Source organism: Pseudomonas fluvialis, from assembly GCF_002234375.1.
Classification (GTDB): domain Bacteria; phylum Pseudomonadota; class Gammaproteobacteria; order Pseudomonadales; family Pseudomonadaceae; genus Aquipseudomonas; species Aquipseudomonas fluvialis.
Genome location: NZ_NMQV01000014.1, coordinates 68337 through 94019 on the forward strand (window position 1 = coordinate 68337; position 25683 = coordinate 94019).

21 protein-coding genes and 1 pseudogene are annotated in these 25683 nt (G+C 63.1%); 17 read left to right on the forward strand and 5 right to left on the reverse strand.

Features of this window, described 5'->3' with window-relative positions:
• The first annotated feature begins 7 nt into the window (after positions 1 to 7).
• From murD to CFY91_RS08505, 10 genes are all read left to right on the forward strand, one after another.
• Complete coding sequence (murD, locus tag CFY91_RS08460; protein ID WP_093985917.1) at positions 8 to 1354, forward strand: UDP-N-acetylmuramoyl-L-alanine--D-glutamate ligase; 1347 nt, start codon at positions 8 to 10, stop codon at positions 1352 to 1354.
• Positions 1351 to 2595: a putative lipid II flippase FtsW gene (gene ftsW / locus CFY91_RS08465; RefSeq protein WP_371870502.1), complete on the forward strand. Its 1245-nt coding sequence runs from the start codon at positions 1351 to 1353 to the stop codon at positions 2593 to 2595. The genes murD and ftsW overlap by 4 nt, the downstream gene beginning before the upstream one ends.
• A complete protein-coding gene (gene murG / locus CFY91_RS08470) occupies positions 2585 to 3655 on the forward strand; it encodes an undecaprenyldiphospho-muramoylpentapeptide beta-N-acetylglucosaminyltransferase (protein ID WP_093985918.1) in 1071 nt (356 codons plus the stop codon). Before ftsW ends, murG begins: the two co-directional genes overlap by 11 nt.
• Positions 3648 to 5084, forward strand: coding sequence for a UDP-N-acetylmuramate--L-alanine ligase (murC, locus tag CFY91_RS08475; RefSeq protein WP_093985919.1), 1437 nt, complete (start codon positions 3648 to 3650; stop codon positions 5082 to 5084). Before murG ends, murC begins: the two co-directional genes overlap by 8 nt.
• Positions 5081 to 6022, forward strand: coding sequence for a D-alanine--D-alanine ligase (locus CFY91_RS08480; protein WP_093985920.1), 942 nt, complete (start codon positions 5081 to 5083; stop codon positions 6020 to 6022). The genes murC and CFY91_RS08480 overlap by 4 nt, the downstream gene beginning before the upstream one ends.
• 3 nt (positions 6023 to 6025) lie before the next feature.
• Positions 6026 to 6901, forward strand: a complete 876-nt coding sequence (locus CFY91_RS08485) for a cell division protein FtsQ/DivIB (RefSeq protein WP_093985921.1) — start codon at positions 6026 to 6028, stop codon at positions 6899 to 6901.
• Positions 6902 to 6917: 16 nt separating this feature from the next.
• Positions 6918 to 8162 (forward strand): cell division protein FtsA, encoded by a 1245-nt coding sequence (ftsA, locus tag CFY91_RS08490; protein WP_093985922.1) that lies wholly within the window; start codon positions 6918 to 6920, stop codon positions 8160 to 8162.
• 49 nt (positions 8163 to 8211) lie between these two features.
• Positions 8212 to 9408 (forward strand): cell division protein FtsZ, encoded by a 1197-nt coding sequence (gene ftsZ, locus CFY91_RS08495; protein ID WP_093985923.1) that lies wholly within the window; start codon positions 8212 to 8214, stop codon positions 9406 to 9408.
• A 107-nt stretch (positions 9409 to 9515) separates the two neighbouring features.
• Positions 9516 to 10427: a UDP-3-O-acyl-N-acetylglucosamine deacetylase gene (gene lpxC / locus CFY91_RS08500; RefSeq protein WP_093985924.1), complete on the forward strand. Its 912-nt coding sequence runs from the start codon at positions 9516 to 9518 to the stop codon at positions 10425 to 10427.
• 140 nt (positions 10428 to 10567) lie between these two features.
• Positions 10568 to 10876, forward strand: coding sequence for a cupredoxin domain-containing protein (locus tag CFY91_RS08505; protein WP_093985925.1), 309 nt, complete (start codon positions 10568 to 10570; stop codon positions 10874 to 10876).
• On the opposite strand, the gene CFY91_RS08510 is transcribed toward CFY91_RS08505, so the two are convergent.
• Positions 10877 to 11332: a DciA family protein gene (locus CFY91_RS08510; protein WP_093985926.1), complete on the reverse strand. Its 456-nt coding sequence runs from the start codon at positions 11330 to 11332 to the stop codon at positions 10877 to 10879.
• A 183-nt stretch (positions 11333 to 11515) separates the two neighbouring features.
• Here CFY91_RS08510 and secA point away from each other — a divergent pair, with 183 nt between their 5' ends.
• The 3 genes from secA (at position 11516) to CFY91_RS08525 (ending at position 16626) form a co-directional block, all read left to right on the forward strand.
• Positions 11516 to 14245 (forward strand): preprotein translocase subunit SecA, encoded by a 2730-nt coding sequence (gene secA, locus CFY91_RS08515; protein WP_093985927.1) that lies wholly within the window; start codon positions 11516 to 11518, stop codon positions 14243 to 14245.
• A gap of 157 nt (positions 14246 to 14402) precedes the next feature.
• Entirely contained in the window at positions 14403 to 15620 is a 1218-nt protein-coding gene (gene argJ / locus CFY91_RS08520) for a bifunctional glutamate N-acetyltransferase/amino-acid acetyltransferase ArgJ (protein ID WP_093985928.1), read from the forward strand.
• A 67-nt stretch (positions 15621 to 15687) separates the two neighbouring features.
• On the forward strand, positions 15688 to 16626 hold the full coding sequence (locus CFY91_RS08525) for a Nudix family hydrolase (protein ID WP_093985929.1): 939 nt from the start codon (positions 15688 to 15690) through the stop codon (positions 16624 to 16626).
• Here CFY91_RS08525 and CFY91_RS16410 read toward each other — a convergent pair whose 3' ends face one another.
• The 3 genes and pseudogenes from CFY91_RS16410 to CFY91_RS08535 all read right to left on the reverse strand — a co-directional run bounded on the left by CFY91_RS16410 (position 16627) and on the right by CFY91_RS08535 (position 22502).
• Complete coding sequence (locus tag CFY91_RS16410) at positions 16627 to 17490, reverse strand: methyl-accepting chemotaxis protein (protein ID WP_423812482.1); 864 nt, start codon at positions 17488 to 17490, stop codon at positions 16627 to 16629.
• Positions 17485 to 18285, reverse strand: a pseudogene (locus CFY91_RS16415) (Tar ligand binding domain-containing protein); the annotation flags it as partial. The gene CFY91_RS16410 and the pseudogene CFY91_RS16415, both read right to left, overlap by 6 nt.
• Positions 18286 to 18362: 77 nt before the next feature.
• A complete protein-coding gene (locus tag CFY91_RS08535; RefSeq protein WP_165765315.1) occupies positions 18363 to 22502 on the reverse strand; it encodes a bacteriohemerythrin in 4140 nt (1379 codons plus the stop codon).
• A gap of 154 nt (positions 22503 to 22656) precedes the next feature.
• On the opposite strand from CFY91_RS08535, the gene CFY91_RS08540 reads away from it, so the two are divergent.
• The 4 genes from CFY91_RS08540 to bamJ are packed head-to-tail and all read left to right on the forward strand — an operon-like array spanning position 22657 to position 25299.
• A complete protein-coding gene (locus CFY91_RS08540) occupies positions 22657 to 22956 on the forward strand; it encodes a DUF6482 family protein (protein ID WP_093985932.1) in 300 nt (99 codons plus the stop codon).
• Entirely contained in the window at positions 22953 to 24491 is a 1539-nt protein-coding gene (locus CFY91_RS08545; RefSeq protein ID WP_093985933.1) for a cryptochrome/photolyase family protein, read from the forward strand. The genes CFY91_RS08540 and CFY91_RS08545 overlap by 4 nt, the downstream gene beginning before the upstream one ends.
• Positions 24488 to 24631: a DUF2256 domain-containing protein gene (locus CFY91_RS08550; RefSeq protein ID WP_093985934.1), complete on the forward strand. Its 144-nt coding sequence runs from the start codon at positions 24488 to 24490 to the stop codon at positions 24629 to 24631. Before CFY91_RS08545 ends, CFY91_RS08550 begins: the two co-directional genes overlap by 4 nt.
• Positions 24632 to 24681: 50 nt before the next feature.
• Entirely contained in the window at positions 24682 to 25299 is a 618-nt protein-coding gene (gene bamJ / locus CFY91_RS08555) for a BamJ family beta-barrel-assembly machinery protein (RefSeq protein ID WP_093985935.1), read from the forward strand.
• A gap of 41 nt (positions 25300 to 25340) precedes the next feature.
• Here the strand turns inward: bamJ and CFY91_RS08560 are convergent, their stop codons facing one another.
• A complete protein-coding gene (locus tag CFY91_RS08560; protein WP_093985936.1) occupies positions 25341 to 25580 on the reverse strand; it encodes a PA4570 family protein in 240 nt (79 codons plus the stop codon).
• Between the last annotated feature and the right edge of the window lie 103 nt (positions 25581 to 25683).

The window sequence follows — 25683 nt, forward strand, 5'->3', positions numbered from 1 at the left end:
CGTATCCGTGAGCCTGATCGCTTCCGACCAGTTTCGTATCGTTGTCGGCCTCGGCAAGAGTGGCATGTCCGTGGTGCGCTTCCTGGCGCGCCAGGGGTTGCCTTTCGCGGTAGCCGATACCCGCAGCAACCCACCGGAGCTGGCCACCCTGCAGCGCGATTACCCGCAGGTGGACGTGCGTTGCGGTGAGCTGGATGTCGATTTTCTGTGCCGCGCCGCGGAGCTCTATGTGAGCCCCGGCCTGGCTCTGGCCACCTCGGCGCTGCGCGAAGCCGCCGCGCGCGGCGTGAAGATGTCCGGCGACATCGACCTGTTCACCCGCTACGCCAAGGCCCCGATCGTTGCCATCACCGGTTCCAACGCCAAGAGCACCGTGACCACCCTGGTCGGCGAGATGGCGGCGGCGGCCGGCAGGAAGGTGGCGGTGGGTGGCAATATCGGTACCCCGGCGCTGGATCTGCTCAGCGACGAGGTCGAGCTGTACGTACTGGAGCTGTCCAGCTTCCAGCTGGAAACCACCGAGCGTCTGAATGCCGAGGTGGCCACCTGCCTGAACATCAGCGAAGACCACATGGATCGCTATGACGGCATGGTTCAGTACCACCTGGCCAAGCACCGCATTTTCCGCGGTGCCCGTCAGGTGGTGGTCAACCGCGATGATCCGCTGTCGCGTCCGTTGATTGCCGATCAGGTGCCGTGCTGGAGCTTTGGTCTCGACAAGTCGGATTTCAAACGTTTCGGCCTGTTGCAGCAGGACGGCCAGAGCTATCTGGCGCTGCAGTTCCAGCCGCTGCTGGCCACTACCGAACTGAAGATACGTGGCGCGCACAACTACAGCAACGCGCTGGCAGCGCTGGCCCTGGGGCATGCCGTAGGCCTGCCAATGGCAGCGATGCTGCAGGCGCTGCAAGCCTTCCCCGGCCTGGCCCATCGTTGCCAGTGGCTGCGTGAGCGCCGGGGCGTGAGCTACTACGACGACTCCAAGGCCACCAATGTTGGCGCCGCGCTGGCGGCCATCGAAGGGCTGGGCAGCGATATCGCCGGCAAACTGCTGCTGATTGCCGGCGGTGACGGCAAGGGCGCCGATTTCTCGGCGCTCAAGGCCCCCGTTACCAAATTCTGCCGCGCCGTGGTGTTGCTCGGGCGCGATGCCGAGCGGCTGGCCGATGCCTTGGGCGATGGTGTGCCACTGCTGCGCGTGAACAACCTGGAAGAGGCGGTTGCGCGCTGCACGGAGTTGGCCCAGCCAGGGGATGCGGTACTGCTGTCGCCTGCCTGCGCCAGCCTGGATATGTTCAAGAACTTCGAGGAGCGCGGCCAGCTGTTTGCCCGCGCCGTGGAGGCCCTGTGCTGAGTCGTTTGGCCGAGCTGCTCAAGCAGCCGTCGCCGCTGAACAGTGGGCGCGGCATTGACCTGGACTTCCCGCTGCTGGCGGGTTGCCTGGCACTGCTTGGCCTGGGCCTGGTGATGATTGCCTCGGCTTCCACCGAGGTGGCTGCCGCGCTGTCCGGTAACCCGCTGTATCACATGATCCGTCACCTGGTGTACCTGGCCATCGGGCTGTGTGCCGGGTTGTTTGTGTTGCTGCTGCCGTTATCGTTCTGGCAGCGTGCGGGAGCGCCACTGCTGCTGGTGTCTTTTGTGCTGCTGATTCTCGTGCTGCTGCCGGGGATCGGTCGAGAGGTCAACGGTGCCAAGCGCTGGATTGGCTTCGGCCTGTTCAACGTGCAGCCGTCCGAGCTGGCCAAGCTGTTCACCGTGGTTTTCCTGGCGGGTTATCTGGTGCGTCGCCGCGAGGAAGTGCGCAATACCTGGCGTGGCTTCTTCAAGCCGCTGGTGCTGCTGGGCATGCTGGGCTTCCTGCTGCTGGCCGAGCCCGATTTCGGGGCCACCGTGGTGCTGTTTGGCGCGGCGATTGCCATGCTGTTCCTCGGCGGGGTCAGCCTGCTGCGCTTCATCCCACTGGCCAGCGCGGTGCTCGGCGCCGGGGTGCTGGTGATGACCAGCCAAAGCTACCGTATGCAGCGCCTGCTCAACTTCGTCGATCCGTGGGCCGATCAGTTTGGTGCCGGCTACCAGCTCAGCCAGGCGCTGATTGCCTTCGGGCGTGGCGAGTGGTTCGGCGTGGGCCTGGGCAACAGCATCCAGAAGCAGTTCTATCTGCCGGAAGCGCATACCGACTTCGTGTTTTCCGTGCTGGCCGAAGAGCTGGGTATGCTGGGGGCGCTGATCAGCGTGGCGCTGTTCGTTTTCGTCAGTGTTCGCGCGCTGTACATCGGCCTGTGGGCCGAGCAGGCGCGGCAGTTCTTCGCGGCTTACCTGGCCTATGGCCTGGCGGTGCTGTGGATCGGCCAGATCCTCATCAACATCGGCGTGAACGTCGGCCTGCTGCCGACCAAGGGACTGACCTTGCCCTTCCTCAGCTATGGTGGCAGCTCGCTGGTGATCTGCTGTGTCAGCCTGGCCTTGTTGCTGCGTATCGAGTGGGAACGGCGTACGGCCTTGCTGGGCAGTGCCGACTATGAGTTCCGCGAGGAGGACTTCCTCGAACCGGCCCCTGCGCCGTTGTCGGGAGGGCTGCGCCATGGCCGCTAAGGTGCTGATCATGGCTGCCGGCACCGGCGGTCACGTATTCCCGGCGCTGGCCTGTGCCCGCGAGTTCCAGGCACGCGGCTACGAGGTGCACTGGCTGGGCACGCCGCAGGGGATCGAGAACGAACTGGTCGAAGCGGCCGGTCTGCCGCTGCAACGTATTCAGGTCAGCGGCCTGCGCGGCAAGGGCAAGCTGGCGCTGCTCAAGGCGCCCTGGCAGCTGTTGCGTGCCCTGTGGCAGGCCTGGCGTGTACTGCGCACGCTGCGTCCGGTCTGCGTGCTGGGTATGGGCGGCTATGTCACCGGCCCGGGTGGCCTGGCCGCGCGTCTGTCCGGCGTGCCGCTGGTGATTCATGAGCAAAATGCCGTTGCCGGTACGGCCAATCGTGCCCTGGCGCCGTTGGCGGCGCGCATCTGCCAGGCGTTTCCGGGCGCCTTTGCCGCATCGGCCAAGCTGCGTACCACGGGTAATCCGGTACGCGCGGAAGTTTTTCTTACGCCCTCTGTGCCGCAGTCCGCGCATCGCCCGCTGCGTCTGTTGGTGCTGGGCGGCAGCCTGGGTGCCGAACCGCTCAACCGCCTGTTGCCCGATGCGCTGGCCTTGTTGCCGGCGGAGCAGCGCCCGCAGGTCTGCCATCAGGCCGGGCGTCGTCACGCCGAACTGACGGCCGAGCGTTACCGCGCCGCCGGACTGGTTGCCGAAGTGCTGCCGTTCATCACGGACATGGCCGCCAGTTATGCCTGGGCTGACCTGGTGATCTGCCGGGCCGGGGCGCTGACCGTCAGCGAGCTGGCAGCGGCCGGCAAGGCGGCGTTCCTGGTGCCGCTGCCGCATGCCATCGACGACCACCAGACACGCAATGCCGAATTTCTGGTCAGTGAGGGCGCTGCCGTGCTCCTGGCCCAACGTACGACCGACGCGGCCCACTTGGCCGCGCAGCTTGCCGAGGTTTCCATGCACCGCGAACGTTTGACTGCGATGGCTGCCGCCGCCCGGCGCCTGGCCAAAGCCGATGCCACCAAGGTGGTGGTTGATACCTGCCTGGAGGTGGCCCATGGTTGAAAGCCGTAAAGCCATGCCGCAGCCGGAAATGCGCCGCATCCGGCATATTCATTTCGTCGGTATCGGCGGGGTCGGTATGTGTGGGATTGCCGAGGTGCTGCTCAACCTCGGTTATCAGGTATCCGGCTCGGACCTCAAGGCGTCGCCGGTGACCGAACGCCTGCAGCGCTTTGGTGCCACCCTGCATATTGGGCATGCCGCCAGTAATGCCAGTGGTGCCGATGTGCTGGTGGTGTCCAGTGCTGTCAATCCGAGCAACCCGGAAGTGGCGTATGCCCTGGAGCGACGCATTCCGGTAGTGCCGCGCGCGGAGATGCTGGCCGAGTTGATGCGCTACCGGCATGGCATTGCCGTGGCCGGTACGCATGGCAAGACCACCACTACCAGCCTGATCGCCTCGGTGTTTGCCGCCGCCAAGCTCGATCCGACCTTCGTCATCGGTGGCCGACTGAATGCCGCCGGCACCAATGCCCAGTTGGGGACCAGTCGCTACCTGGTGGCCGAGGCCGATGAAAGCGATGCCAGCTTCCTGCACCTGCAGCCGCTGGTCGCGGTGGTGACCAATATCGACGCCGACCATATGAGTACCTACGGCGGCGATTTCAACAAGCTGAAGAAGACCTTTGTCGAGTTCCTCCACAACCTGCCGTTCTACGGGCTGGCGGTGCTGTGCGTAGATGATCCGGTGGTGCGCGAGATTCTCCCGCAGGTAGCGCGGCCGATCGTTACCTACGGTTTTGCCGAAGATGCCGACGTACGGGCCATCAATGTCCGCCAGCAAGGCATGCAGACCCATTTCACCGTGTTGCGCCGTGAGCGTGAGCCGCTGCAGGTCAGCGTCAACATGCCGGGCAATCACAATGTGCTGAATGCCCTGGCGACCATTGCCATTGCCACCGACGAGGGGATCGACGATGCCGCGATCGTCCAGGGGCTGGCCGGTTTCCAGGGGGTTGGGCGGCGCTTCCAGGTGTACCCGGAGCTGTCGCTGGGCGAGGGGCGGGTAATGCTGGTCGACGACTATGGTCATCACCCTCGTGAAGTGGCGGCGGTGATCAAGGCGGTGCGCGGCGGTTGGCCGGAGCGGCGCCTGGTGATGGTCTACCAGCCGCACCGCTACAGCCGTACCCGTGACCTCTACGAGGACTTCGTGCAGGTGCTGGGTGATGCCAATGTCCTGCTGCTGATGGAGGTCTATCCGGCCGGCGAGGAGCCGATCCCCGGCGCCGACAGCCGCCAGCTGTGCCACAGCATCCGTCAGCGCGGTCAGCTGGACCCGATCTATGTCGAGCGGGGTACTGACCTGGCCCCGATTCTCAAGCCGTTGCTGCGCGACGGCGACATCCTGCTGTGCCAGGGCGCCGGGGATATCGGTGCCCTGGCTGGCCAATTGTGCAAGCACCCCCTGTTCGCTGGTGAGTCGAAATGAGCCTGAAGTGCACCCTTGATCCGCAGGCCTTCGGCCGCGTTGCCGTGCTGTTTGGCGGCAAGAGCGCCGAGCGCGAGGTTTCCCTTAAATCCGGTAACGCCGTACTGCAGGCTTTGCTGCAGGCCGGGGTGGATGCGGTGGGGATCGATGTCGGTGACGATATCCTGCAGCGCCTGGCTGACGCGCACGTCGACCGTGCGTTCATCGTGCTGCATGGGCGGGGCGGCGAAGATGGTGCCATGCAGGGGCTGCTCGAATGTGCCGGCATCCCCTACACGGGTAGCGGCATCCTGGCCTCGGCGCTGGCCATGGACAAACTGCGTACCAAGCAGGTCTGGCATAGCCTCGGCCTGCCGACGCCGCGGCATGCCGCGTTGGCTTCGCCGGCCGATTGCCAGGCTGCCGCGGCAGAGCTGGGCTTTCCGCTGATCGTCAAGCCAGCCCATGAAGGTTCGAGCATCGGCATGGCCAAGGTCGACAACCTCACGGCGCTTATCGAGGCCTGGCAGGAAGCCGCGCGCTATGACGCGCAGGTGCTGGTCGAACAGTGGATCGATGGCCCGGAGTTCACCGTAGCCGTGCTGCGTGGCGAAGTGCTGCCGCCGATTCGCCTGGGCACAACCCACAAGTTCTATGACTACGAGGCCAAGTACCTGGCCGACGACACCCAGTACCTGATTCCCTGCGGCCTACCGGCCGCCCAGGAACAGGCCTTGCGCGAGCTGACCGCGCGCGCCTGCGAGGCGGTTGGCGTGCAGGGTTGGGCGCGTGCCGATGTGATGCAGGATGCTGCGGGGCGTTTCTGGCTGCTCGAGGTCAACACCGTGCCGGGCATGACCGATCACAGCCTGGTGCCGATGGCCGCGCGGGCTGCCGGCCTGGATTTCACCCAGCTGGTGCTGGCGATTCTTGCCGACAGCGTCGAGGCGAGGGGCTAAGCCATGGTCATGAGCCTGCGTCATCCCACGTCAGCGCCGCTGCGCGCACCGCAGCGCGGTGGCAAGCCGGCGCCACGCGGGGCCAGTCGCATGGTGGCCAAGCAACCCGTGCGCTTGAGCCTGCCGCGCCCGGACTTCAGTCCGCTCAAGCGCCTGCTCTGGCCGCTGGCGCTGGTAGTGCTGGGGCTGGTTGTCTATGAGGGGACTCAGCGCCTGTTGCCGTATGCCGACCGGCCGATCAGCCGGATCAGTGTGCAGGGCGACCTGCGCTACATCAGCCAGCAGGCTGTGCAGGAGCGTATTGCACCGTTCGCGGCGGCGAGCTTCCTGGAAGTCGACCTGGCGGCGATGCGTGGCGAGCTGGAACAGATGAGCTGGATCGCCAGTGCCGAAGTGCGCCGTGTGTGGCCCGATCAGCTGGTAATTCGCCTGGAAGAACAGCTGCCGATTGCCCGTTGGGGGGAGCAGGCCTTGCTCAACAACCAGGGCCAGGCCTTTGCGCCCCGCGAGCTGGAGCATTATCAGCATCTGCCCCAGCTGGTCGGCCCGCAGCGTGCCAAGGAACAGGTGATGCAGCAGTATCAGGTGTTCAGCCAGCTGTTGCGTCCGTTGGGCTTCTCCATCGCCCGCCTGGAACTGCGTGAGCGTGGCAGCTGGTACCTGACGACTACGGCCAATGCCGAGGGGCACAGCCTGGAGTTGCTGCTCGGGCGTGACAACCTGGTAGAGAAACTGCGCCGTTTCATCGCCATCCATGAGGCCGAACTCAAGCCTCAGCTGGCCAATATCCAACGCGTTGACCTGCGCTACCCCAACGGCCTGGCCGTGGCCTGGCGTCAGGTAGAGCCGGCTGTCGCGCCTGCGACAGCGGTGAATTGAGGAGAAGGGAACAAGCATGGCAAACGTGCAGAGCGGCAAGATGATCGTCGGTCTCGATATCGGCACTTCCAAGGTGGTGGCGCTGGTCGGCGAGGTAACCGCCGACGGCCAGGTGGAAGTGGTTGGCATCGGCACCAGCCCGTCGCGCGGCCTGAAGAAAGGCGTGGTGGTGAATATCGAGTCCACCGTGCAGTCGATCCAGCGTGCGGTGGAGGAGGCCCAACTGATGGCCGGCTGCCGTATTCATTCGGCTTTCGTGGGGCTGGCGGGTAACCATATCCGCAGCCAGAACAGCCACGGTATCGTGGCCATTCGTGATCGTGAGGTCAGCCTGGCCGACCTCGAACGGGTGCTCGAAGCGGCCCAGGCCGTAGCCATCCCGTCCGACCAGCGAGTGCTGCACAGCCTGCCGCAGGACTATGTGATCGATAACCAGGAAGGCGTGCGCGAGCCGCTGGGCATGTCCGGCGTACGCCTGGAGGCCAAGGTGCATGTCGTGACCTGCGCGGTGAACGCGGCACAGAACGTCGAGAAGTGCGTGCGCCGCTGTGGCCTGGAAGTCGACGACATCATTCTCGAGCAATTGGCCTCGGCCTACTCGGTGCTGACCGACGATGAAAAGGACCTGGGCGTGTGCCTGGTCGACATCGGTGGTGGCACCACGGATATCGCGATTTACGCGGATGGAGCCATTCGCCACACGGCCGTCATCCCGATTGCTGGCGACCAGGTCACAAATGATATCGCAATGGCATTACGCACCCCGACTCAGTATGCCGAGGAGATCAAGATTCGGTATGCTTGCGCCCTAGCCAAACTGGCCGGTGCGGGGGAAACCATCAAGGTCCCCAGCGTGGGAGACCGGCCACCGCGCGAACTGTCCCGCCAGGCCCTGGCAGAAGTGGTTGAACCGCGTTACGACGAGCTGTTCACCCTCATCCAGGCCGAGTTGCGGCGCAGTGGCTACGAGGATCTGATTCCAGGAGGGATCGTCCTCACCGGCGGTACCTCGAAGATGGAAGGTGCTGTCGAACTGGCCGAAGAGATCTTTCACATGCCGGTACGCCTGGGCGTGCCGCACAGTGTCAAGGGAATGACCGATGTCGTGCGCAATCCAATCTACGCAACCGGGGTTGGCCTGTTGCTGTACGGCCTGCAGAAGCAGTCCGAAGGCAGTGGGTACAGCGCGGGTGGGCGTGGTGAGGAGACGGCAACGCCGGTACTGGAAAGATTGAAACGCTGGTTCCAGGGCAATTTCTAAGCGCGGTAGCAGTAGGCGATACAACTAGAAAGTAAAAAGGAGAAGGGAAATGTTCGAGCTCGTAGACAACGTTCCGCAGAGCGCCGTCATCAAGGTTATCGGTGTCGGCGGTGGTGGTGGCAATGCCGTCAACCACATGATCAAGAACAACATCGAAGGCGTTGAGTTCATCTGCGCCAATACCGATGCCCAGGCGCTGAAGAACATCGGCGCACGCACCATCCTGCAGCTGGGTACTGCAGTGACCAAGGGGCTGGGTGCCGGTACCAATCCGGACATCGGTCGCAAGGCGGCGATCGAGGATCGCGAGCGTATCGCCGAGGTGCTGGAAGGCGCCGATATGGTCTTCATCACCACCGGCATGGGTGGCGGTACCGGCACAGGTGCTGCACCGGTGATTGCCGAAGTGGCCAAGGAAATGGGCATCCTCACCGTGGCTGTGGTGACCCGTCCGTTCCCCTTCGAGGGCAAGAAGCGCATGCAGGTGGCCGACGAGGGGATTCGTTCGCTGGCCGAGTGCGTCGACTCGCTGATCACTATTCCCAACGAAAAACTGCTGACCATCCTGGGCAAGGATGCCAGCCTGCTGTCGGCGTTCTCCAAAGCCGATGACGTGCTGGCCGGTGCCGTGCGTGGTATCTCCGACATCATGCAGCGTCCGGGTCTGATGAACGTCGACTTTGCCGACGTGAAGACCGTGATGGGTGAAATGGGCATGGCCATGATGGGTACTGGCTCGGCCAGCGGCCCGAATCGTGCGCGTGAGGCGACCGAGGCGGCAATTCGCAACCCGCTGCTGGAAGACGTCAACCTGCAGGGCGCGCGTGGCATTCTGGTGAACATCACCGCCGGTCTCGACCTGTCGCTGGGCGAATACGCCGCAGTAGGTGAAATCATCGAAGCCTTTGCTTCCGAGCACGCGACCGTCAAGGTCGGCGCGGTGATCGATGCCGATATGCGCGACGAGCTGCACGTGACCGTGGTGGCTACCGGCCTCAGCTCGCGTTCCGAGAAGCCGGTCAAGGTGGTCGACAACACCCTGCAGGTGGCGAGCGCTGCTACCCTGCAAGCGCCGGCCGCCAGCGCGCCGCGCGCCGAGTCGGCATCTGTCAACTATAAGGACTACGAGCGTCCTACCGTGCAGCGTCAGAGCCACGGTAGTGCCGCCACGGCCGCACGCCTGAATACCCAGGAAGATCTGGACTACCTGGATATCCCGGCTTTCCTGCGCCGTCAGGCTGATTGATTGACTATATCGAGGGCATTGTTGTGATTGGTGTTCAGCAAAGGCCGGCTCTGTTATCATCGCCGGCCATTGTTGAAAACAGTTCGCAACTAGACGCAGTCTAAAACATGATCAAACAACGCACCCTGAAGAACATCATCCGTGCCACCGGCGTTGGCCTGCATTCCGGGGAGAAGGTGTACCTGACCCTCAAGCCGGCGCCTGTCGATAGCGGTATCGTGTTCCGTCGCGTCGATCTCGACCCCGTGGTGGAAATCCCCGCGCGCGCCGAGAACGTGGGGGAAACCACCATGTCGACCACCCTGGTCAATGGTGATGTCAAGGTGGACACCGTGGAGCACCTGCTTTCGGCCATGGCTGGCCTGGGCATCGACAACGCCTACGTCGAACTCTCCGCGCCCGAAGTGCCGATCATGGATGGCAGCGCCGGTCCCTTTGTGTTCCTCATTCAATCGGCTGGCCTGGAAGAACAGGACGCCCCGAAGAAGTTCATCCGTGTGCTGCGCGAAGTGACCGTGGAGGAGGGCGAGAAGCGCGCTACCTTCGTACCCTTCGACGGTTTCAAGGTGAGCTTCGAGATCGATTTCGATCATCCGGTGTTCCGTGGACGTACCCAGACGGCCAGTGTCGACTTTTCCAGCACCTCCTTCGTCAAGGAAGTCAGTCGCGCCCGCACCTTCGGTTTCATGCGTGATATCGAATACCTGCGTTCGCAGAACCTGGCGTTGGGTGGCAGCGTGGACAACGCCATCGTTGTCGATGAGTTCAATGTGCTCAATGAAGATGGTCTTCGTTACGAAGACGAGTTCGTCAAGCACAAGATCCTCGACGCCATTGGCGACCTCTATCTGCTGGGTAACAGCCTGATCGGCGAGTTCAAGGGCTACAAGTCCGGGCACGCGCTGAACAACCGCCTGTTGCGTACGCTGATCGAGGAAACCGATGCCTGGGAAGTCGTGATTTTCGAGGATGCCAGCAGCGCGCCCATCTCCTACATGCGTCCTGCTGCGGCAAGCTAAGCAATACCCTATCTCTTCTCTTTATTCAGGCCACCTTCGGGTGGCCTTTTTTATGTCTGCCTGTGACAGGCTGGCGCACCCTCTTGTGCGAGGCCGTGGCGCGATCGACACTCCCTGTGAAGACCTGTTGAGGGCGGAACATGAAGCGTTGGGCGGGAGTATTGGCCTTGTGGGTGGCGGGTGCCGCCTGGGGGCAGGACGTTGAGGTGCGCATGCAGGATATGCAGTTCCAGCCGGCGCAGGTGCATATCCGCGTGGGCGACAACGTGCGCTGGCTGAATACGGAGAAGCGCGGTTACCACACGGTATGGTTTCAGGACGAAGGATTGGACGAGTCCGAGCCTCTGTTTCCCGGCGAGGCCTGGCAGCGCTCCTTTGACCTGCCGGGCCGCTACGAGTACCTGTGCGGGCCGCACCCGGACATGCGTGGGGTGGTGATCGTCGAGTAGTCAGTCGTCGGGCTGGACGTGTGCAGCCAGGCGTTGCAGTGCTGCCTTGAGGCGTGGGTCGCGGATGTCCTCGGCGCTTTCCAGCAGGTTGGCACGGGCGCTGGCCGAGCGCTGTGGCGGCGCGATGCTGCAACCCAGGCTGGTACGCGTCGGTTGTACCTTGAAAAGGATGCGTTGCAGGCCGCGGAACTCGGCCAGACCTTGTAGTTGGCGGAGCAGGCGGCGCTCCTGGTAACGCAGGCGGGTGGCCCACTGGCTGTCGGTGATGATCAGCAGCAGGATACCCTCGCGCCAGGAGGCCAGCCGGCAGAACGGCCGGGCGGCCGGCTGCAGCTGGCCATCCAGCAGTTGCTGCAGGCGGTTGAGCTGCTCGGCGCTGTGCAACAGGTCGCGCAAGGGCTTGAGCTCGCGCAGCAGCAGGGCGGGTGCTTTGGCATCGAGGGGGCGAAACGACATGGCTGGACTCCGCACAGGTCGCGGCATGGTAGCAGATGTGCGTCCTGGTGCACGGCGACAGTCCGGGAAGCCCCTTTCCTCACCGACATTTCCGAGTAGAATGCCCCTTCGCTTGCGGCCATGAAGGCTGCCTGGGTGTCGCCTGCGATGCTCTTCATTCCAACGCGTGGAAGTCCTGCCGATATGTTTGCCCCCCTTTTCAAGAAACTCTTTGGAAGCAAGAACGAGCGTGAAGTCAAGCGCATGGCCAAGGTGGTGCAGGCCGTCAATGCCTTTGAAGAGCAGATGCTGGCGCTCTCCGACGAGCAGTTGCGGGGCAAGAGTGAAGCCTTCAAGGCACGCCTGGCGCAGGGCGAAAGTCTTGATCAACTGTTGCCTGAGGCCTTTGCCGTCTGCCGCGAGGCGAGCAAGCGGGTCATGGGCATGCGCCACTTCGATGTACAGCTGATCGGCGGCATGACCCTGCATGAAGGCAAGATTGCCGAGATGCGCACCGGCGAAGGCAAGACGCTGATGGCCACCCTGGCGGTGTACCTGAATGCGCTGTCCGGCAAAGGCGTGCACGTGGTAACCGTCAACGATTATCTGGCCCGCCGCGATGCCAACTGGATGCGCCCGCTGTATGAGTTCCTTGGCCTGTCGGTGGGCGTGGTCACGCCCTTCCAGGCGCCGGAAGAAAAGCGCGCCGCCTATGCCGCCGACATTACCTACGGCACCAACAACGAGTTCGGCTTCGATTACCTGCGTGACAACATGGCGTTCAGCCTGGATGAGAAATTCCAGCGTGAACTGAACTTTGCCGTGGTCGACGAGGTGGACTCCATCCTCATCGACGAAGCCCGTACCCCGCTGATCATCTCCGGCCAGGCCGAGGACAGCTCGCGCCTGTACAGCGAGATCAACAAGCTGATTCCCAAGCTGACTCGCCAGGTTGAGGCCGAGGAAGGCCAGGAGGCCCAGCCTGGCCATTACAGCATCGACGAGAAGACCCGCCAGGTCGAACTCAACGAGGCAGGCCATCAGTTCGTCGAGGAACTGCTGGTCAAGGCCGGCTTGCTGGCCGAAGGGGAGAGCCTCTATTCGGCGCACAACCTCAGCCTGCTGACTCACGTGTATTCCGGTTTGCGTGCACACACGTTGTTCCATCGCAACGTCGAGTACATCGTGCAGAACAACCAGATCATCCTCATCGACGAGCATACCGGCCGCACCATGCCGGGACGGCGTCTCTCCGAGGGCCTGCACCAGGCCATCGAAGCCAAGGAGGGGGTGCATATCCAGGCCGAGAGCCAGACCCTGGCTTCGACTACCTTCCAGAACTATTTCCGCCTGTACGGCAAGCTGTCCGGCATGACCGGCACCGCCGATACCGAAGCCTTCGAGTTCCGGCAGATCTACGGTCTCGACGTGGTGGTTATTCCTACCCATCGTCCGGTGGCGCGCAAGGACTACAACGATCTGGTGTATCTGACCCAGGCCGAGAAGTACGAAGCGGTGATTGCCGATATTCGCCAGTGCCAGCAGGCTGGCCGTCCGGTGCTGGTGGGGACGGCTTCCATCGAAAGTTCCGAATACGTTGCGCAGTTGCTGGTCAAGGCCGGCATCGAGCACAAGGTGCTCAACGCCAAATACCATGAGAAAGAAGCCGAGATCATTGCCCAGGCCGGTCGTCCGGGTGCGGTGACCATTGCCACCAACATGGCCGGTCGTGGTACCGACATCCTGCTGGGTGGTAACTGGGAAGTGGAAGTCGCGGCCCTGGAAAACCCCACTGACGAACAGGTGGCGCAGATCAAGGCCGACTGGCAGAAACGTCACCAGCAGGTCATCGAAGCGGGTGGTCTGCATGTGATTGCCTGTGAGCGTCACGAATCGCGGCGTATCGATAACCAGCTGCGCGGTCGTTCCGGTCGCCAGGGTGATCCGGGCTCCAGTCGTTTCTATCTGTCGCTGGAAGACAGCCTGATGCGTATCTTTGCCTCCGACCGGGTGAAGAACTTCATGAAGGCGCTGGGCATGCAGCAGGGCGAGGCCATCGAGCATCGCATGGTCAGCAATGCCATCGAGAAAGCGCAGCGCAAGGTCGAAGGACGCAACTTCGATATCCGCAAGCAATTGCTGGAATATGACGATGTGGCCAACGAGCAGCGCAAGGTCATCTATCACATGCGCAACAGCCTGCTGCAGGCGGATAACGTCGCCGAAACCATCGACGAGTTCCGCCGCGAAGTGCTGAGTGCCGCCATCGACGCCCATATCCCGCCGCAGTCGCTGCCCGAGCAGTGGGACATTGCCGGGCTGGAAGCGGCCCTGTACAGCGACTTCGGCCTGCGTCTGCCGGTCCAGCAGTGGCTGGACGACGACGAGAAACTCTACGAAGAGCCGCTACGCGCGAAAATCCACGATGCACTGGTTGCCGCCTACCACGAAAAGGAAGAACTGGCCGGTGCTGAAGCGCTGCGTACGTTCGAACGGCAGATGCTGCTGCGTGTACTGGACGACCTGTGGAAGGAACACCTGTCGACCATGGATCACCTGCGCCACGGTATCCACCTGCGTGGTTATGCGCAGAAGAACCCCAAGCAGGAGTACAAGCGCGAGTCGTTCAGCCTGTTCCAGGAGCTGCTCGAGTCGATCAAGCGCGATACCATCCGCGTGCTCTCGCATGTACAGGTGCGCCGTGAGGACCCGGTCGAGGAAGAGGCGCGTTTGCGCCGTGAGGCCGAGGAGCTGGCCCGCCGTATGCAGTTCCAGCATGCAGCGGCCCCCGATGTGATCGGCGATGAGCCGGCCGAGCCCGCTGCGGAAGGCGTCCAGCAACCGCAGCGCAATGAGTCGAAAATCGGCCGTAACGAGCCGTGCCCATGCGGCTCCGGGAAGAAGTACAAGCATTGCCACGGCAAGATTGACTAACAGGTTAGTGCTTGCCTGGCCTGTAAGGCCCCGCCTGCTTTACCGCTCTGGTGTGCGGCGAGGCTGATTCATCGTTAACCACGCCGCGAACGGCCAGCCTGTTCGCGGCGTTTTTTCACTGTTTCGTCCGTCACCTGTGTCGACAAGGAGCGCTTTCATGGCTGTTGGTCTTGGTCCTCTGCCTACCCTGCACCCGGTTCCCGGTTTTCAACTTGGCATTGCTTCGGCGGGCATCAAGCGTCCGGGGCGCAAGGATGTAGTGATCATGCGCCTGGCCGAAGGGGCGCAGATTGCCGGCGTGACTACCACCAACGCCTTTTGCGCGGCGCCGGTGCTGCTCACCCGTGAGCGTTTGCAGGGCGACGTGCGTTACCTGCTGACCAATACCGGCAACGCCAACGCCGGCACCGGTGCCGAGGGACTGGCCAACGCCCGCCGCACCTGTGCCGCGCTGGCCGCACTGAGCGGTGTTGACGAGTGCGCGGTATTGCCGTTCTCCACCGGGGTGATCGGCGAGCCGCTGCCGGTGGCGAAGATCGAAAGCGCGCTGCAGGCGGCGCTGGATGATCTGAACGAAGATCACTGGGCCGAAGCCGCCACCGGCATCATGACCACCGATACCCTGCCCAAGGGGGCCAGCCGGCAGTTCCAGCACGACGGTGTGACTGTCACTGTCACCGGCATCAGCAAGGGCGCGGGGATGATCCGCCCGAACATGGCCACCATGCTCGGCTACATCGCCACCGACGCCAAGGTCAGCCGCGATGTGCTGCAGGCTCTGGTACGCGATGCCGCGAACAAGTCGTTCAATCGCATTACCATCGATGGCGACACCTCGACCAACGATTGCTGCATGCTGATTGCCACCGGACAGGCGCCCCTGGCGGAAATCACCTCGGCCAGCGGCGAGCTGTTCGGCAAGCTGCGCGAAGCGGTGTTCGCGGTGTTCATGGACATTGCCCAGGCCATCGTGCGTGACGGCGAGGGGGCCACCAAGTTTGTCACCGTGCAGGTCAATGGTGGGGCTACGCACCAGGAGTGCCTGGATGTCGCCTATGCGGTGGCCCATTCGCCGCTGATCAAGACCGCACTGTTCGCCTCTGACCCGAATTGGGGGCGCATCCTTGCTGCGGTGGGCTATGCCGGCGTGCCGGACCTGGATGTGAGCAAGATCGATGTATTCCTCGGTGAAGTGTGCATCGCCAGCCAGGGCTGCCGGGCCAGCAGCTACAGCGAAGAACAGGGTGCTGCGGTGATGGCCCGTGAGGAAATTACCATCCGTATCGAGCTGGGACGTGGTACGTGCAGCGAGACCATCTGGACCACCGACCTGTCTCACGAATACGTCAAGATCAACGCGGAATACCGCACCTGAGAAGCTGCCCACCTGCTGTTCTGGCGCCTGGTGGTGCGTGGCAGTGGGTGGGCACGAGGTTGTCGCTATGCGTATCCATGTGGCTGCCGCGGTGATTCGCGATGCGCAGGGGCAGGTGCTGATTGCCCAGCGTTCGCCCGACAAGCACCAGGGGGGGCTCTGGGAGTTTCCCGGCGGCAAGGTGGAGCCTGGCGAGTCGGTAGCGCAAGCCCTGGCTCGTGAGCTCCATGAGGAGCTGGGGATCGCTGTGCAGCAGGCGCGTCCGCTGATCCAGGTCGCCCATGACTATGCCGACAAGCAGGTGTTGCTGGATGTCTGGGAGGTCAGTGCCTTTTCTGGTCAGGCACAGGGTATCGAGGGCCAACCGTTGCGTTGGGTGCCTGCCGAGACATTGCCTGATTACGCCTTCCCTGCAGCCAACCTGCCTATCGTGGCGGCTGCGCGCCTGCCAGACTGTTACCTGATTACCCCGCCCAACCTGTCCAGCGCGGCGTTGCTGCAGGGTATTCAACGGGCCTTGCAGCAGGGCACCCGGTTGATCCTGTTGCGTGCTCCGCAACTGACCGAGCAAGCCTACCGTGACCTGCTGGCACAGCTGCTGCCGCTGTGTGCAGGGCGAGCGCAGCTCATGGCCAAGGGCGAGCTGGCGCGGCTGGAGGCGTTTCCCGAGGTTGGCTGGCATCTCGATGCCCGTCAGTTGCACGCACTGGCCGGACAGGCGCGACCGCTGCCTGCGGGTCGCTGGCTGGCGGCGTCCTGTCATGATCCTCAGGAACTGGCCATGGCCGAGGCGCTGGGCGTGGACTTTCTCACCCTTTCGCCTGTGCTGCCCACCACCAGTCACCCCGGCCAGCCAGGGCTGGGCTGGGAAACCGTACGGGATTGCCTGGCGGTGTGCCGCTGTCCCGCCTACCTGTTGGGCGGGCTGGGTCGCCAGCACCTGGCGCAGGCCTGGCAGGCTGGTGCCCAGGGCGTGGCGGGCATCAGCCAGTTGTGGCCGACCTGATCACAGGCGATAGCGCTGTACGACCTTTTGCAGCTGGCTGGCCAGGCTGGCCAGTTGCGTGCTAGTGGCAACGTTCTGCCGCGAAGCATCGCTGGTTTCTTCGGCGATCTGGCTGACGCTGGTGACGTTGCGATTGATCTCTTCGGCGACCGAGCTTTGCTCTTCGGCGGCTGAGGCGATCATCGCGTTCATGTCGTTGATGGTGGCCACTGCCGCGCTGATCTGCTCGAGCATGTGACCGGCACTGGCGACCTGTTCCTTGCCGCGTTGCGCCTTGTCACAGCTGCTTTGCATGACTTCTACTGCACGGTTGGCACCTTGCTGGAGCTTCTCGATCATCGCCTGGATTTCGCTGGTCGACTGTTGGGTGCGCGAGGCCAGTGAGCGCACCTCGTCAGCCACCACGGCAAAGCCTCGGCCCTGCTCGCCGGCGCGGGCGGCCTCGATGGCCGCATTCAAGGCCAGCAGGTTGGTCTGATCGGCAATGCTGCGGATCACGTCGACCACCGAGCTGATGCTGCCACTGTTGGCCTCCAGTTCATGGATGACCGTGGCGGCATGCTCGACTTCGCTGGCCAGGCCGTCGATCGCCTCGATGGTCTGCTGCACCACGCGCTTGCCGCTTTCGGCTTGCTGGTCGGCCTGTTCAGCCGCTTGTGCGGCGCTGGCCGCATTGCCGGCAACATCCTGGACGGTGGCCGACATTTCATGCATGGCCGTGGCGACCTGATCGGTTTCCAGTTGCTGGCGACGAATGCCATCACTGGTCTGGTGGCTGACCTGGGCGGTCTGTTCGGCGGCGGCGGCCAATTGTTCCACGGCGCCCGCCAGTTCCTGCAGGCTGTGTTGTACGCGAGCCGCCATGCCGTTGAAGGCGCTGGCAATGTCGCCCAGCTCGTCATGGCCCTGGTAGTCCACGCGATGGCGCAGGTTGCCTTCGGCCAGTTGTTCGCCTCCCAGGCGCAAGGCCTGCACAGCCTGGGTGATACCCGACAGGGTGGCGGCGGCGATCAGGCTGACCAACAGCACGGCGATACCCAGCGCCAGGCTGATGCTCAACAGCAACTGGTCGAATTGCTGGTCGGCACGCTCATGGTCGGCCTTGGCCTGGGCATGCTGTTGCTCGGTAAGTTGGCGGACACTGGCATAGGTGGTCATGAAGGCGGGTTGCAGGCGGGTCAGCAGGATGCCGTTGCCGCCGACATAATCGCCCTGACGCATGGCGCTGAGTACCGGACGTACGCCATTGTTCAGGTAATCGCCGAGATGCCGTTGCAGTTCGCTGACCAGACGCTGCTGTTGCTCGCTCATCGGCAGGCGCTGATAGTCGTCGATACGCTCCTGCATGATGCGCAGGCTGTTCTCTACGGCGTCGAAGTGCTGGCTGACGGAGTGGTCGTGAGCGTTCTCGTAGACGCTGCCAGGGCGGTGTTGCAGGGCCAGTAGCAACTGGCTGCGCGCATGGTGCATGTGATTGGTCAGGTCGGCCAGTTTGTCCACCGGTAGCAGGACCTGGTTATACAAACGATCCAGCTCGGCATTGCTTTGGCGCATACCGCTGAGGCCGGCCAGGGTCAGCCCGAGCGCCAGTATGGCGAGCAGGCCGAGCAGGCCGAGTAGACGGGTTTTCAGGGAAAAGCGGGTCAGCCAGGTGCGCATGAAGTGTCCTTTGCGGCAGGTTTGATATCACTGTGCCTTTACTGTATCGGCTGCAGCCACGACGATCTTGAGCTGGATCAGTCGTCGCTAGCGTGCAGGCTCTGGCGCAGTCGGTGTAGCTTGCGCATCAGGCTGGCGCTGGTAGCCAGCAGGTTGGCCAGCGCCTGGCTGATATCCTGGCGCGCGTCTTCCCTGTGACGGCGGAGTAACTGCACGGCCAGTTCATGAAGTGCGGCGTGCTGCTTCAGCAATGCCTGGAAGTCTTCGCGTCCGGCATAGCGCTGGCGGGTTTCCGGCTTGTCCAGCCAGCGTCCGAAACGACAGCTGTCGGCGTGGGCCTGGGGCGCGTCACTCTGCTGGCCAGATAGGTACTCCTGTAGCTGGCGCAGCCAGGCCACGTGCGCCAGTTCGGCCAGCAACAGTTGTACGCCCTGCTCGTCCAGCGCCTGGCTGGCCTGCCAGCTGGCAGGGGGCTGCCAACTGGCCAGCCAGGCGGCTACGGCCTGAGCGGGCATCGGCCGCGCGATGGCGTAACCCTGGCCCAGCTCACAGCCCAGTTGCAGCATCAGCAGGCCGTGGGCTTCGCTCTCCACGCCTTCGGCAATCACCTCGCGCTCGAAGCTGCGCGCCAGGCCGACGATGCTGTCGATGATCATGGCCTGTTCAGGGTCTTCGAGGGCTTGGCGGACAAAACTCTGGTCGATCTTCAGGGTCTTGGCGCGTAGCTGTTTGAGGAAGGTCAGCGAGGAAAAGCCGGTGCCGAAGTCATCCAGGGCGAACTCGATGCCTTGGGCCTGCAGTTGATCGACCAATTGCGAGACGTGCTGCATGTCCTGCAGGGCGCCGGTCTCCAGAATCTCCAGGCGCAGTTGCTGGGGGCGTAGTTGTGGGTACTGCTGCAGGCGCTGCAGCAGTTGCTCGGCGAAGTCATCGCTGTGCAGTTGATAGCTGTCGACATTCACGCTGACGCAGGTATCGATCCCCAGGGCCTGCCATTGCGCCAGTTGCTGCAAGGCCTGGTCGATAACCCAGTTGCCGACCCGCAGGGCCAGTGGCTGGTTGCTCAGCGCCGGAATGAACAGCGCCGGTGGCAGCAGGCCGCGCTCCGGGTGCTGCCAGCGGATCAGGGCCTCGAAGGCCTTGACCTGGCCGCTGCGCATGTTGACCTTGGGCTGGAAGTACAGGCGCAGCTCCTGGTTGTCCAGTGCCTGGCGGATCTCTTCCAGGCGGATGTATTGCACACGGGTGTGCTCGTCATGAGCCGCATCGAACAGGTGGCAACGGTTTTTGCCGATCAGCTTGGCCTGGTACATGGCCTGGTCGGCCTGGCGCAGCAGTTGTTCGGCGTCTACCGGGCTGTCCTGCGGGTAGCGGGTGACGCCAATGCTGGCGGTACAACTGAATTGCCGCTCGCCCTGTTGCCAGGGTTGGCTGATGCTCTCCAGAACGCGCAGTAGCGGGGTGAGATACCTGTCCGGCGCTTGCAGGTTGCACAGGACGATGGCGAATTCATCGCCACCGGTGCGCGCCAGGTACTGGGGCTCGCGCAGGCTGCCTTGCAGGCGGCGCACGACTTCCTGCAACCATTCATCGCAGGCGTCACGGCCGAGTTGCTGGTTGAGCTGGGCGAAGTCGTCCAGGTCGATATACGCCACCGCCAGGGTGCTGTTGTCCTGCAGGGCCTGCTGCATGCAATGGTTGAGCATTTCGCCGAACAGTACACGGTTGGCCAGGCCGGTCAGGGCGTCATGGCGCTCGACATAGCTGAGTTGCTGCTGATGCTCCTTGTGCTCGGTGATGTCGATATCGATACCCACCACCAACAGTGGCTGCTGTTGCTCGTCGCGTTGCATGATGCGCCCCAGGCTGCGTCGCCATAGCCACAAGCCGTTGCGGTGCTGGATACGGTATTCGGCACTGTAGCTGTCGCGCTGACCGGCCAGGTGCTCCTGCAGGTTTTGCATCACCCGTGGCAGGTCTTCCGGATGTACGCGGTTTTCCCAGGCGGCAAAGGTGGGAGGGCCCAGCTCTTCGAGCTGGTAGCCAAGCATCTGTGCCCAGCGCGGGTTGTAGCGCACCTGGTGGCTTTGCAGGTTCCATTCCCAGGTGCCCGCCTCGGCGGCCTCCAGGGCCGTGGCCAGGTGCTGGCGTTGTACCTCCAGGGCATCCTGCTGCTGTTTCAGCGCGGTGATGTCATGGGCGATGCCGAGCACCCCGATCAGCTGTCCCTGACGGTCGTAGAGGGGGGTCTTGCGGGTTTGCACACGCTCGCTGTGGCCATCGGCAAAGGTCAGCCATTCCTCGTTGACCTGGGTGCCACCGTGCTGGATCGCTGCCAGGTCGTTGGCGCGAAATTGCTCGGCGTGCTCGCGAGGCAGCAGGTCGAAGTCGGTTTTACCCAGCACCTGGCTCTCGTGGAGACCCCACAGTGAGGCGGTGCGTGCATTGCAGCGCAGGAAACGTCCCTGGGGATCTTTCAACCAGATCAGGTCGGGCAGGGTGTCGAGCAGCGTGGCCAGTTCCTGGTTGCGCTGCTCCAGTTCGTGGGCATAGTGCTGCAGCGTGGCTTCCTGCTGTTTGCGCTGGCGTATGTCGCGAAATACCCCGACATGGTAGCTGCGTCCGTGCAGCTGGAAATGATGGCCGCTGCTGATTTCCACCTCGACCTCGTGGCCGCTGGCATGCCGGATGCGCGTTTCCAGCAAACGTACTTCATGCTGCTGGCTATCGTCCTTGTCCAGTTCGCGGGTGATCTTGGCCAGCTCGCTGAGCGGATGCAGGCTGGCAATCGGCAGGTCAAGCAACTCGTTGCAGGGGCGGCCGAAAAGCTGCTCGGCCTGCGGGCTGGCGCTGACGATGCGCTGGGTCAGGTCATCCGCCACCAGGATGGCGTCGGGGAGGCTGGCGAAGAGTGCCTGGAGTTGTGCGTTCGCTTCCAGGTAGGCGGTCACTTCATGGCCGATGGCGACGTATTGGCAATGCTTGCCATCCGGACCCATCTGGCGATGGATGGCTAACTGCAGGGCATACTGGCTGCCGTCGGCACGCTGATTCCAGATTTCTCCCTGCCAGCGTCCCTGCTGCTGGAGCGCCTGCCAGAGCGCCAGGAAAAAAGCCTGATCATGACGGTCGGAGGCCAGCAGGCGCGGTGACTGGCCAAGCACCTGTTCGGCGCTGTAGCCGGTGACGCGGGTGAAGGCCTGGTTGATGGCGGTGATGCGGTTCTGGTGATCGGTAATGAACAGCAGTTCATGGCCCAGCTGCAGAACCTGACGAGCCAGTTCGCGCTCGGAAACGTCCTGACGGGTGCCGATCAGGCGCAACACCTGGCCTTGTTCGTCACGCTGGATGACCTTGCCGCGCAACTGCATCCAGCGGCTGGCACCCTGGGCGTTGCGCAGTCGATAGTGGCATAGCAGCTGTTCCTGCTGGCCGCTGTAGAGCTCGCCGAGCGCGCGTTGCAGGGTTTGGCGGTCTTCCTCGTAGAGCTGCCACGAGTGGCTGTCATTGGCCTCGGGCAGGGTTAACTGTCCTAGTTGCTCAAACAGGTCGCCATGCTCGGCTGACCATTCCCAGAGGCCTTCGCTGGAGCCTTCCAGGAGAAATTTCCAGCGACTTTCGCTGTGCCGCAAAGCCGCTTCGGCACGTTCGCGGGCATGTTTTTCCTGCATCAGCTCGAGTGCCTGGGACGAAAGCTGCTCGTACATCTGCAGCACCGTGCTGATCAGCAGGGCGGTGGCACCACTCATTTCTTCATCGGCGCGCTGCCGGGCAGCCGCTACGTCCAGGCCATCGGCCACGGCAAACACGGCCTTGGCCATGCGCTTGTCGCTATCCAGAATATGAAAGGCCAGCCACTGGGTGAGGAAGGCAAATAGTTCACTGAGGACTTCGGTAAAGGGCCGTGCACTGTCCTGCAGTGCCTGGATGCGCTGGAAAAAGGCCGCATGGCTGTGCTGGTGCTGGTTGAACCAGGGGTCATCACCCAGCGACGCTTGCCAGATCGCTTCCTCGCTGTGGAAGTGGTAATCGGCATAGTCAGCCAGTTCGCCGAGAATGCCCTGAATTTCCTCGGCGCTAACCCCCTGCACGTGTTGCTGGGCAAGGCGATTGAGCAGTTCGACCAGTCGCGCATGCTGCTCGTCGATGAGCGCAATGCCGGTTTCCAGGTTGCTGTTCCAGGGGAAGATTTCGAACGACTGGGCGGTGCTGGGCATGAATGATGGCACTCTGCTATCTGTGTGGTCATTGTATAAGTTACTAGGCCTAGAGCCTAGCAGATTGCCAGTTATTTGCAGGAATGGCTGCTTTTTATTGGGATCGATGCTATACATAAGTTGTGCATTCTAATTTTTATGTATAGGTGTGGCCGTGACTCTTGATGAACTGACGGAACTGTCTGCGCGTGGTGCACTCGATGCGCTGCGCGTGCATTCGCTGCAGGGTGGGTACTACCTGTTGCAGGCTGTACAGGGTGGTGATCGTCGTCCCGTGCGTGACGAGCAAGGCGTGGTTCTGCTGTGGCGTTCACTGCTGCAGGTCCGGCAGTGTCTGGAGGGACGGGTGACGATGCCACTGGAACTTTGGCATGCCGAAGTGCATGAGGAGCTGTGTGGTTTGCCGGAGCAGCGCGGCGAGGCCTGCCGGTTATCCCTGGCCAACCCGTTATGAGCCGTGCCCCCCGTGTGGGCATGTTGCTCGGTGATCAGCTGTCCTGGCACTTGCCCCTGTTTGCGCAGCTGGATCCCGCGCATGACTGTCTGCTGCTGGCCGAGGTGCAGGAGGAAGCCAGCCATGTGCCGCATCACCCGTACAAGCTGATCATGCTGTTCAGTGCCATGCGTCACTTTGCCCAGGCACTGCGCGAGCGGGGTTGGCGAGTGCGTTATGTGCACCTCGACGACCCGCAGAATACCGGCAGCCTGGCTGGTGAACTGGCGCGTGCGCTGCGTGAAGAAGGTGCCGGGCAGGCGCATCTCTGCGAGACCGGTGATTGGCGGGTCGAGCAGTCCCTGCGTGAAGCCGGCTTGCCGCTGCACTGGCACGCCGATACGCGTTTTTTTTGTTCCCGTGAGCAGTTTGCTGCCTGGGCGGCCGGTAAGCGTCAGCTGCGCATGGAGTTCTTTTACCGGCAGATGCGCCGCGAGCAGGGCCTGCTGATGAATGGTGATGGCACGCCAGTGGGTGGGGCGTGGAACTTCGACAAGGACAACCGCAAACCGCTGGGCCGTCACAGCAAGCCGCCGCTGCCGCTGTATTTCAGCGCGGATGCCATCACCCTGGCTGTGCAGGCGCTGGTCGAGCAACGTTTTGCCGCACATTACGGTCGCCTGCAAGGCTTTGCCCATGCGGTCACCCATGCCCAGGCGGAGCAGCTCTGGCAGTACTTCCTGGACAACGGCTTGGCGGCATTTGGCGACTATCAGGACGCCATGGCCAGTGATGAGCCGTTTCTGTTCCATGCGCGGATCAGTGCGGCGTTGAACATCGGCCTGCTGGATGTGCGCCAGTTGTGTCGGGACGTCGAGGCAGCCTATTGGCAGGGCAGGGTGCCGTTGAATGCCGCAGAGGGTTTCATTCGCCAGTTGCTGGGCTGGCGCGAATATGTACGAGGTATCTACTGGTTGTTGATGCCGGAGTATGCGCAGCGCAATGCGCTGGGTAACCAGCGTGCCCTGCCGGCGTTCTACTGGACTGGGCAGACGCAGATGAACTGCATGCGTCAGACCATCGGCCAGACGCTGGAGCACGCCTATGCCCACCATATCCAGCGGCTGATGATCACCGGCAATTTTGCCTTGCTGGCCGGCATCCAGCCGCAGCAGCTGTGCGACTGGTACCTGGCGGTGTATATGGATGCGTTCGACTGGGTCGAGCTACCCAACACCCTGGGCATGGTGCTGCATGCCGATGGCGGTTATCTGGGTTCCAAGCCCTACTGTGCCAGCGGCCAGTACATCAAGCGCATGTCCGACTACTGTAGCGGTTGTCGTTATCAGGTCAGCCGCAGCACGGACGAGCAGGCCTGCCCGTTCAATGCCCTGTACTGGCATTTCCTGATGCGTCATCAGGCGCAACTATCGGTCAATCCGCGCCTGGCCATGCCTTATCGCAACCTGGCACGCATGGCTGAAGGCCAGCGTGAGGCGCTCTGGGCGCGTGGCGAGCAGTTGCTGGCGCGCCTGGACCGTGGCGAGATGCTATGAGGCGCAAAGCCGACTTGCCGCGCAAGACCTGCGCGTGTTGCGGACTTCCGTTTACCTGGCGCAAGAAATGGCAGCGCTGCTGGGACGCAGTGCGCTATTGCTCGCAGCGTTGCCGCCAGCAGCGTGGCCGGTCGGCGTGATCGGGGGACTGTGTTAGGCTGGCCGCCCTTTTATCTGCCTGGAGCCGGCCATGTCCGAACTCAATCTGTCCACCGATGAAGCGCGCGTCAGCTACGGTATTGGCCGCCAGCTGGGTGACCAGCTGCGTGACAACCCGCCGCCCGGCGTGGAGCTGGAGGCCATTGTCGCCGGCCTGCGTGATGCGTTTGCCAGCCAGCCCAGCCGTGTGGCGGCTGAGCAACTGAATGCCAGCTTCCGGGTTATCCGTGAGCGTATGCAGGCGGAAGCTGAGCTGAAAGCCCAGGCGGCCGCCGCAGTAGGGCGTGACTATCTGGCCAGCAATGCGCAGCGTGAAGGCGTAGTGGTGCTGCCCTCCGGCCTACAGTATGAAGTGCTGGTGACGGGCGAAGGCGCCAAGCCGGGGCGTGACGATCATGTGCGTACCCACTACCACGGTACGCTGATCGATGGCACGGTGTTCGATAGTTCCTACGAGCGCGGCCAGCCTGCCGAGTTCCCGGTGGGTGGCGTGATTGCCGGTTGGGTCGAGGCGTTGCAACTGATGAATGCCGGCAGCAAGTGGCGCCTGCATGTGCCCAGCGAGCTGGCCTATGGCGAGCAGGCGGTAGGCAGCATCCCGCCGCATAGCGTGCTGGTGTTCGACGTTGAGCTGCTCGACATTCTGTAAGGCTTGCAAACCGGCCCCCGCCCTCTGGCGGGGGCTGGCAGTTACCCGCCCAGGCTGGGGCGCAAGGCGCGGGCGTAGCAGAACAGGAAGAGATTGCGCACCAGCTCCTTGAGCGTGGCCGGTTCACAGGAGGCGAAGTCGCTGAGATCCAGCTCGCCCTGTTCGCGGAGTTCCTGTAACGCGTCCTCATGCAGCACCGCACAGATTTCGCCGGTCTCGCGATTGAGGATACGCAGGCAGGGGTGCGGGCGATCCAGCCACGCATCGATCATGTAAGTCATGTGCTCATTCCTCCTGTTGTTCACATCTATGGAATGAGAATAATTCTTATTGGCGAAATAGCAAGTGCCTATTGGCGCTTTTCTCTATGCGCGTCGCGCTCTT

Bases quoted from the DNA above. Each gene is read 5' to 3' on its own strand.
- murG (WP_093985918.1), top strand. From the start codon at position 2,585: ATGGCCGCTAAGGTGCTGATCATGGCTGCCGGCACCGGCGGTCACGTA.
- murC (WP_093985919.1), top strand. From the start codon at position 3,648: ATGGTTGAAAGCCGTAAAGCCATGCCGCAGCCGGAAATGCGCCGCATC.
- CFY91_RS08480 (WP_093985920.1), top strand. From the start codon at position 5,081: ATGAGCCTGAAGTGCACCCTTGATCCGCAGGCCTTCGGCCGCGTTGCC.
- CFY91_RS08485 (WP_093985921.1), top strand. From the start codon at position 6,026: ATGGTCATGAGCCTGCGTCATCCCACGTCAGCGCCGCTGCGCGCACCG.
- ftsA (WP_093985922.1), top strand. From the start codon at position 6,918: ATGGCAAACGTGCAGAGCGGCAAGATGATCGTCGGTCTCGATATCGGC.
- ftsZ (WP_093985923.1), top strand. From the start codon at position 8,212: ATGTTCGAGCTCGTAGACAACGTTCCGCAGAGCGCCGTCATCAAGGTT.
- lpxC (WP_093985924.1), top strand. From the start codon at position 9,516: ATGATCAAACAACGCACCCTGAAGAACATCATCCGTGCCACCGGCGTT.
- CFY91_RS08505 (WP_093985925.1), top strand. From the start codon at position 10,568: ATGAAGCGTTGGGCGGGAGTATTGGCCTTGTGGGTGGCGGGTGCCGCC.
- CFY91_RS08510 (WP_093985926.1), bottom strand. From the start codon at position 11,332: ATGTCGTTTCGCCCCCTCGATGCCAAAGCACCCGCCCTGCTGCTGCGC.
- secA (WP_093985927.1), top strand. From the start codon at position 11,516: ATGTTTGCCCCCCTTTTCAAGAAACTCTTTGGAAGCAAGAACGAGCGT.
- argJ (WP_093985928.1), top strand. From the start codon at position 14,403: ATGGCTGTTGGTCTTGGTCCTCTGCCTACCCTGCACCCGGTTCCCGGT.
- CFY91_RS08525 (WP_093985929.1), top strand. From the start codon at position 15,688: ATGCGTATCCATGTGGCTGCCGCGGTGATTCGCGATGCGCAGGGGCAG.
- CFY91_RS16410 (WP_423812482.1), bottom strand. From the start codon at position 17,490: ATGGCGGCTCGCGTACAACACAGCCTGCAGGAACTGGCGGGCGCCGTG.
- CFY91_RS08535 (WP_165765315.1), bottom strand. From the start codon at position 22,502: ATGCCCAGCACCGCCCAGTCGTTCGAAATCTTCCCCTGGAACAGCAAC.
- CFY91_RS08545 (WP_093985933.1), top strand. From the start codon at position 22,953: ATGAGCCGTGCCCCCCGTGTGGGCATGTTGCTCGGTGATCAGCTGTCC.
- CFY91_RS08550 (WP_093985934.1), top strand. From the start codon at position 24,488: ATGAGGCGCAAAGCCGACTTGCCGCGCAAGACCTGCGCGTGTTGCGGA.
- bamJ (WP_093985935.1), top strand. From the start codon at position 24,682: ATGTCCGAACTCAATCTGTCCACCGATGAAGCGCGCGTCAGCTACGGT.
- CFY91_RS08560 (WP_093985936.1), bottom strand. From the start codon at position 25,580: ATGACTTACATGATCGATGCGTGGCTGGATCGCCCGCACCCCTGCCTG.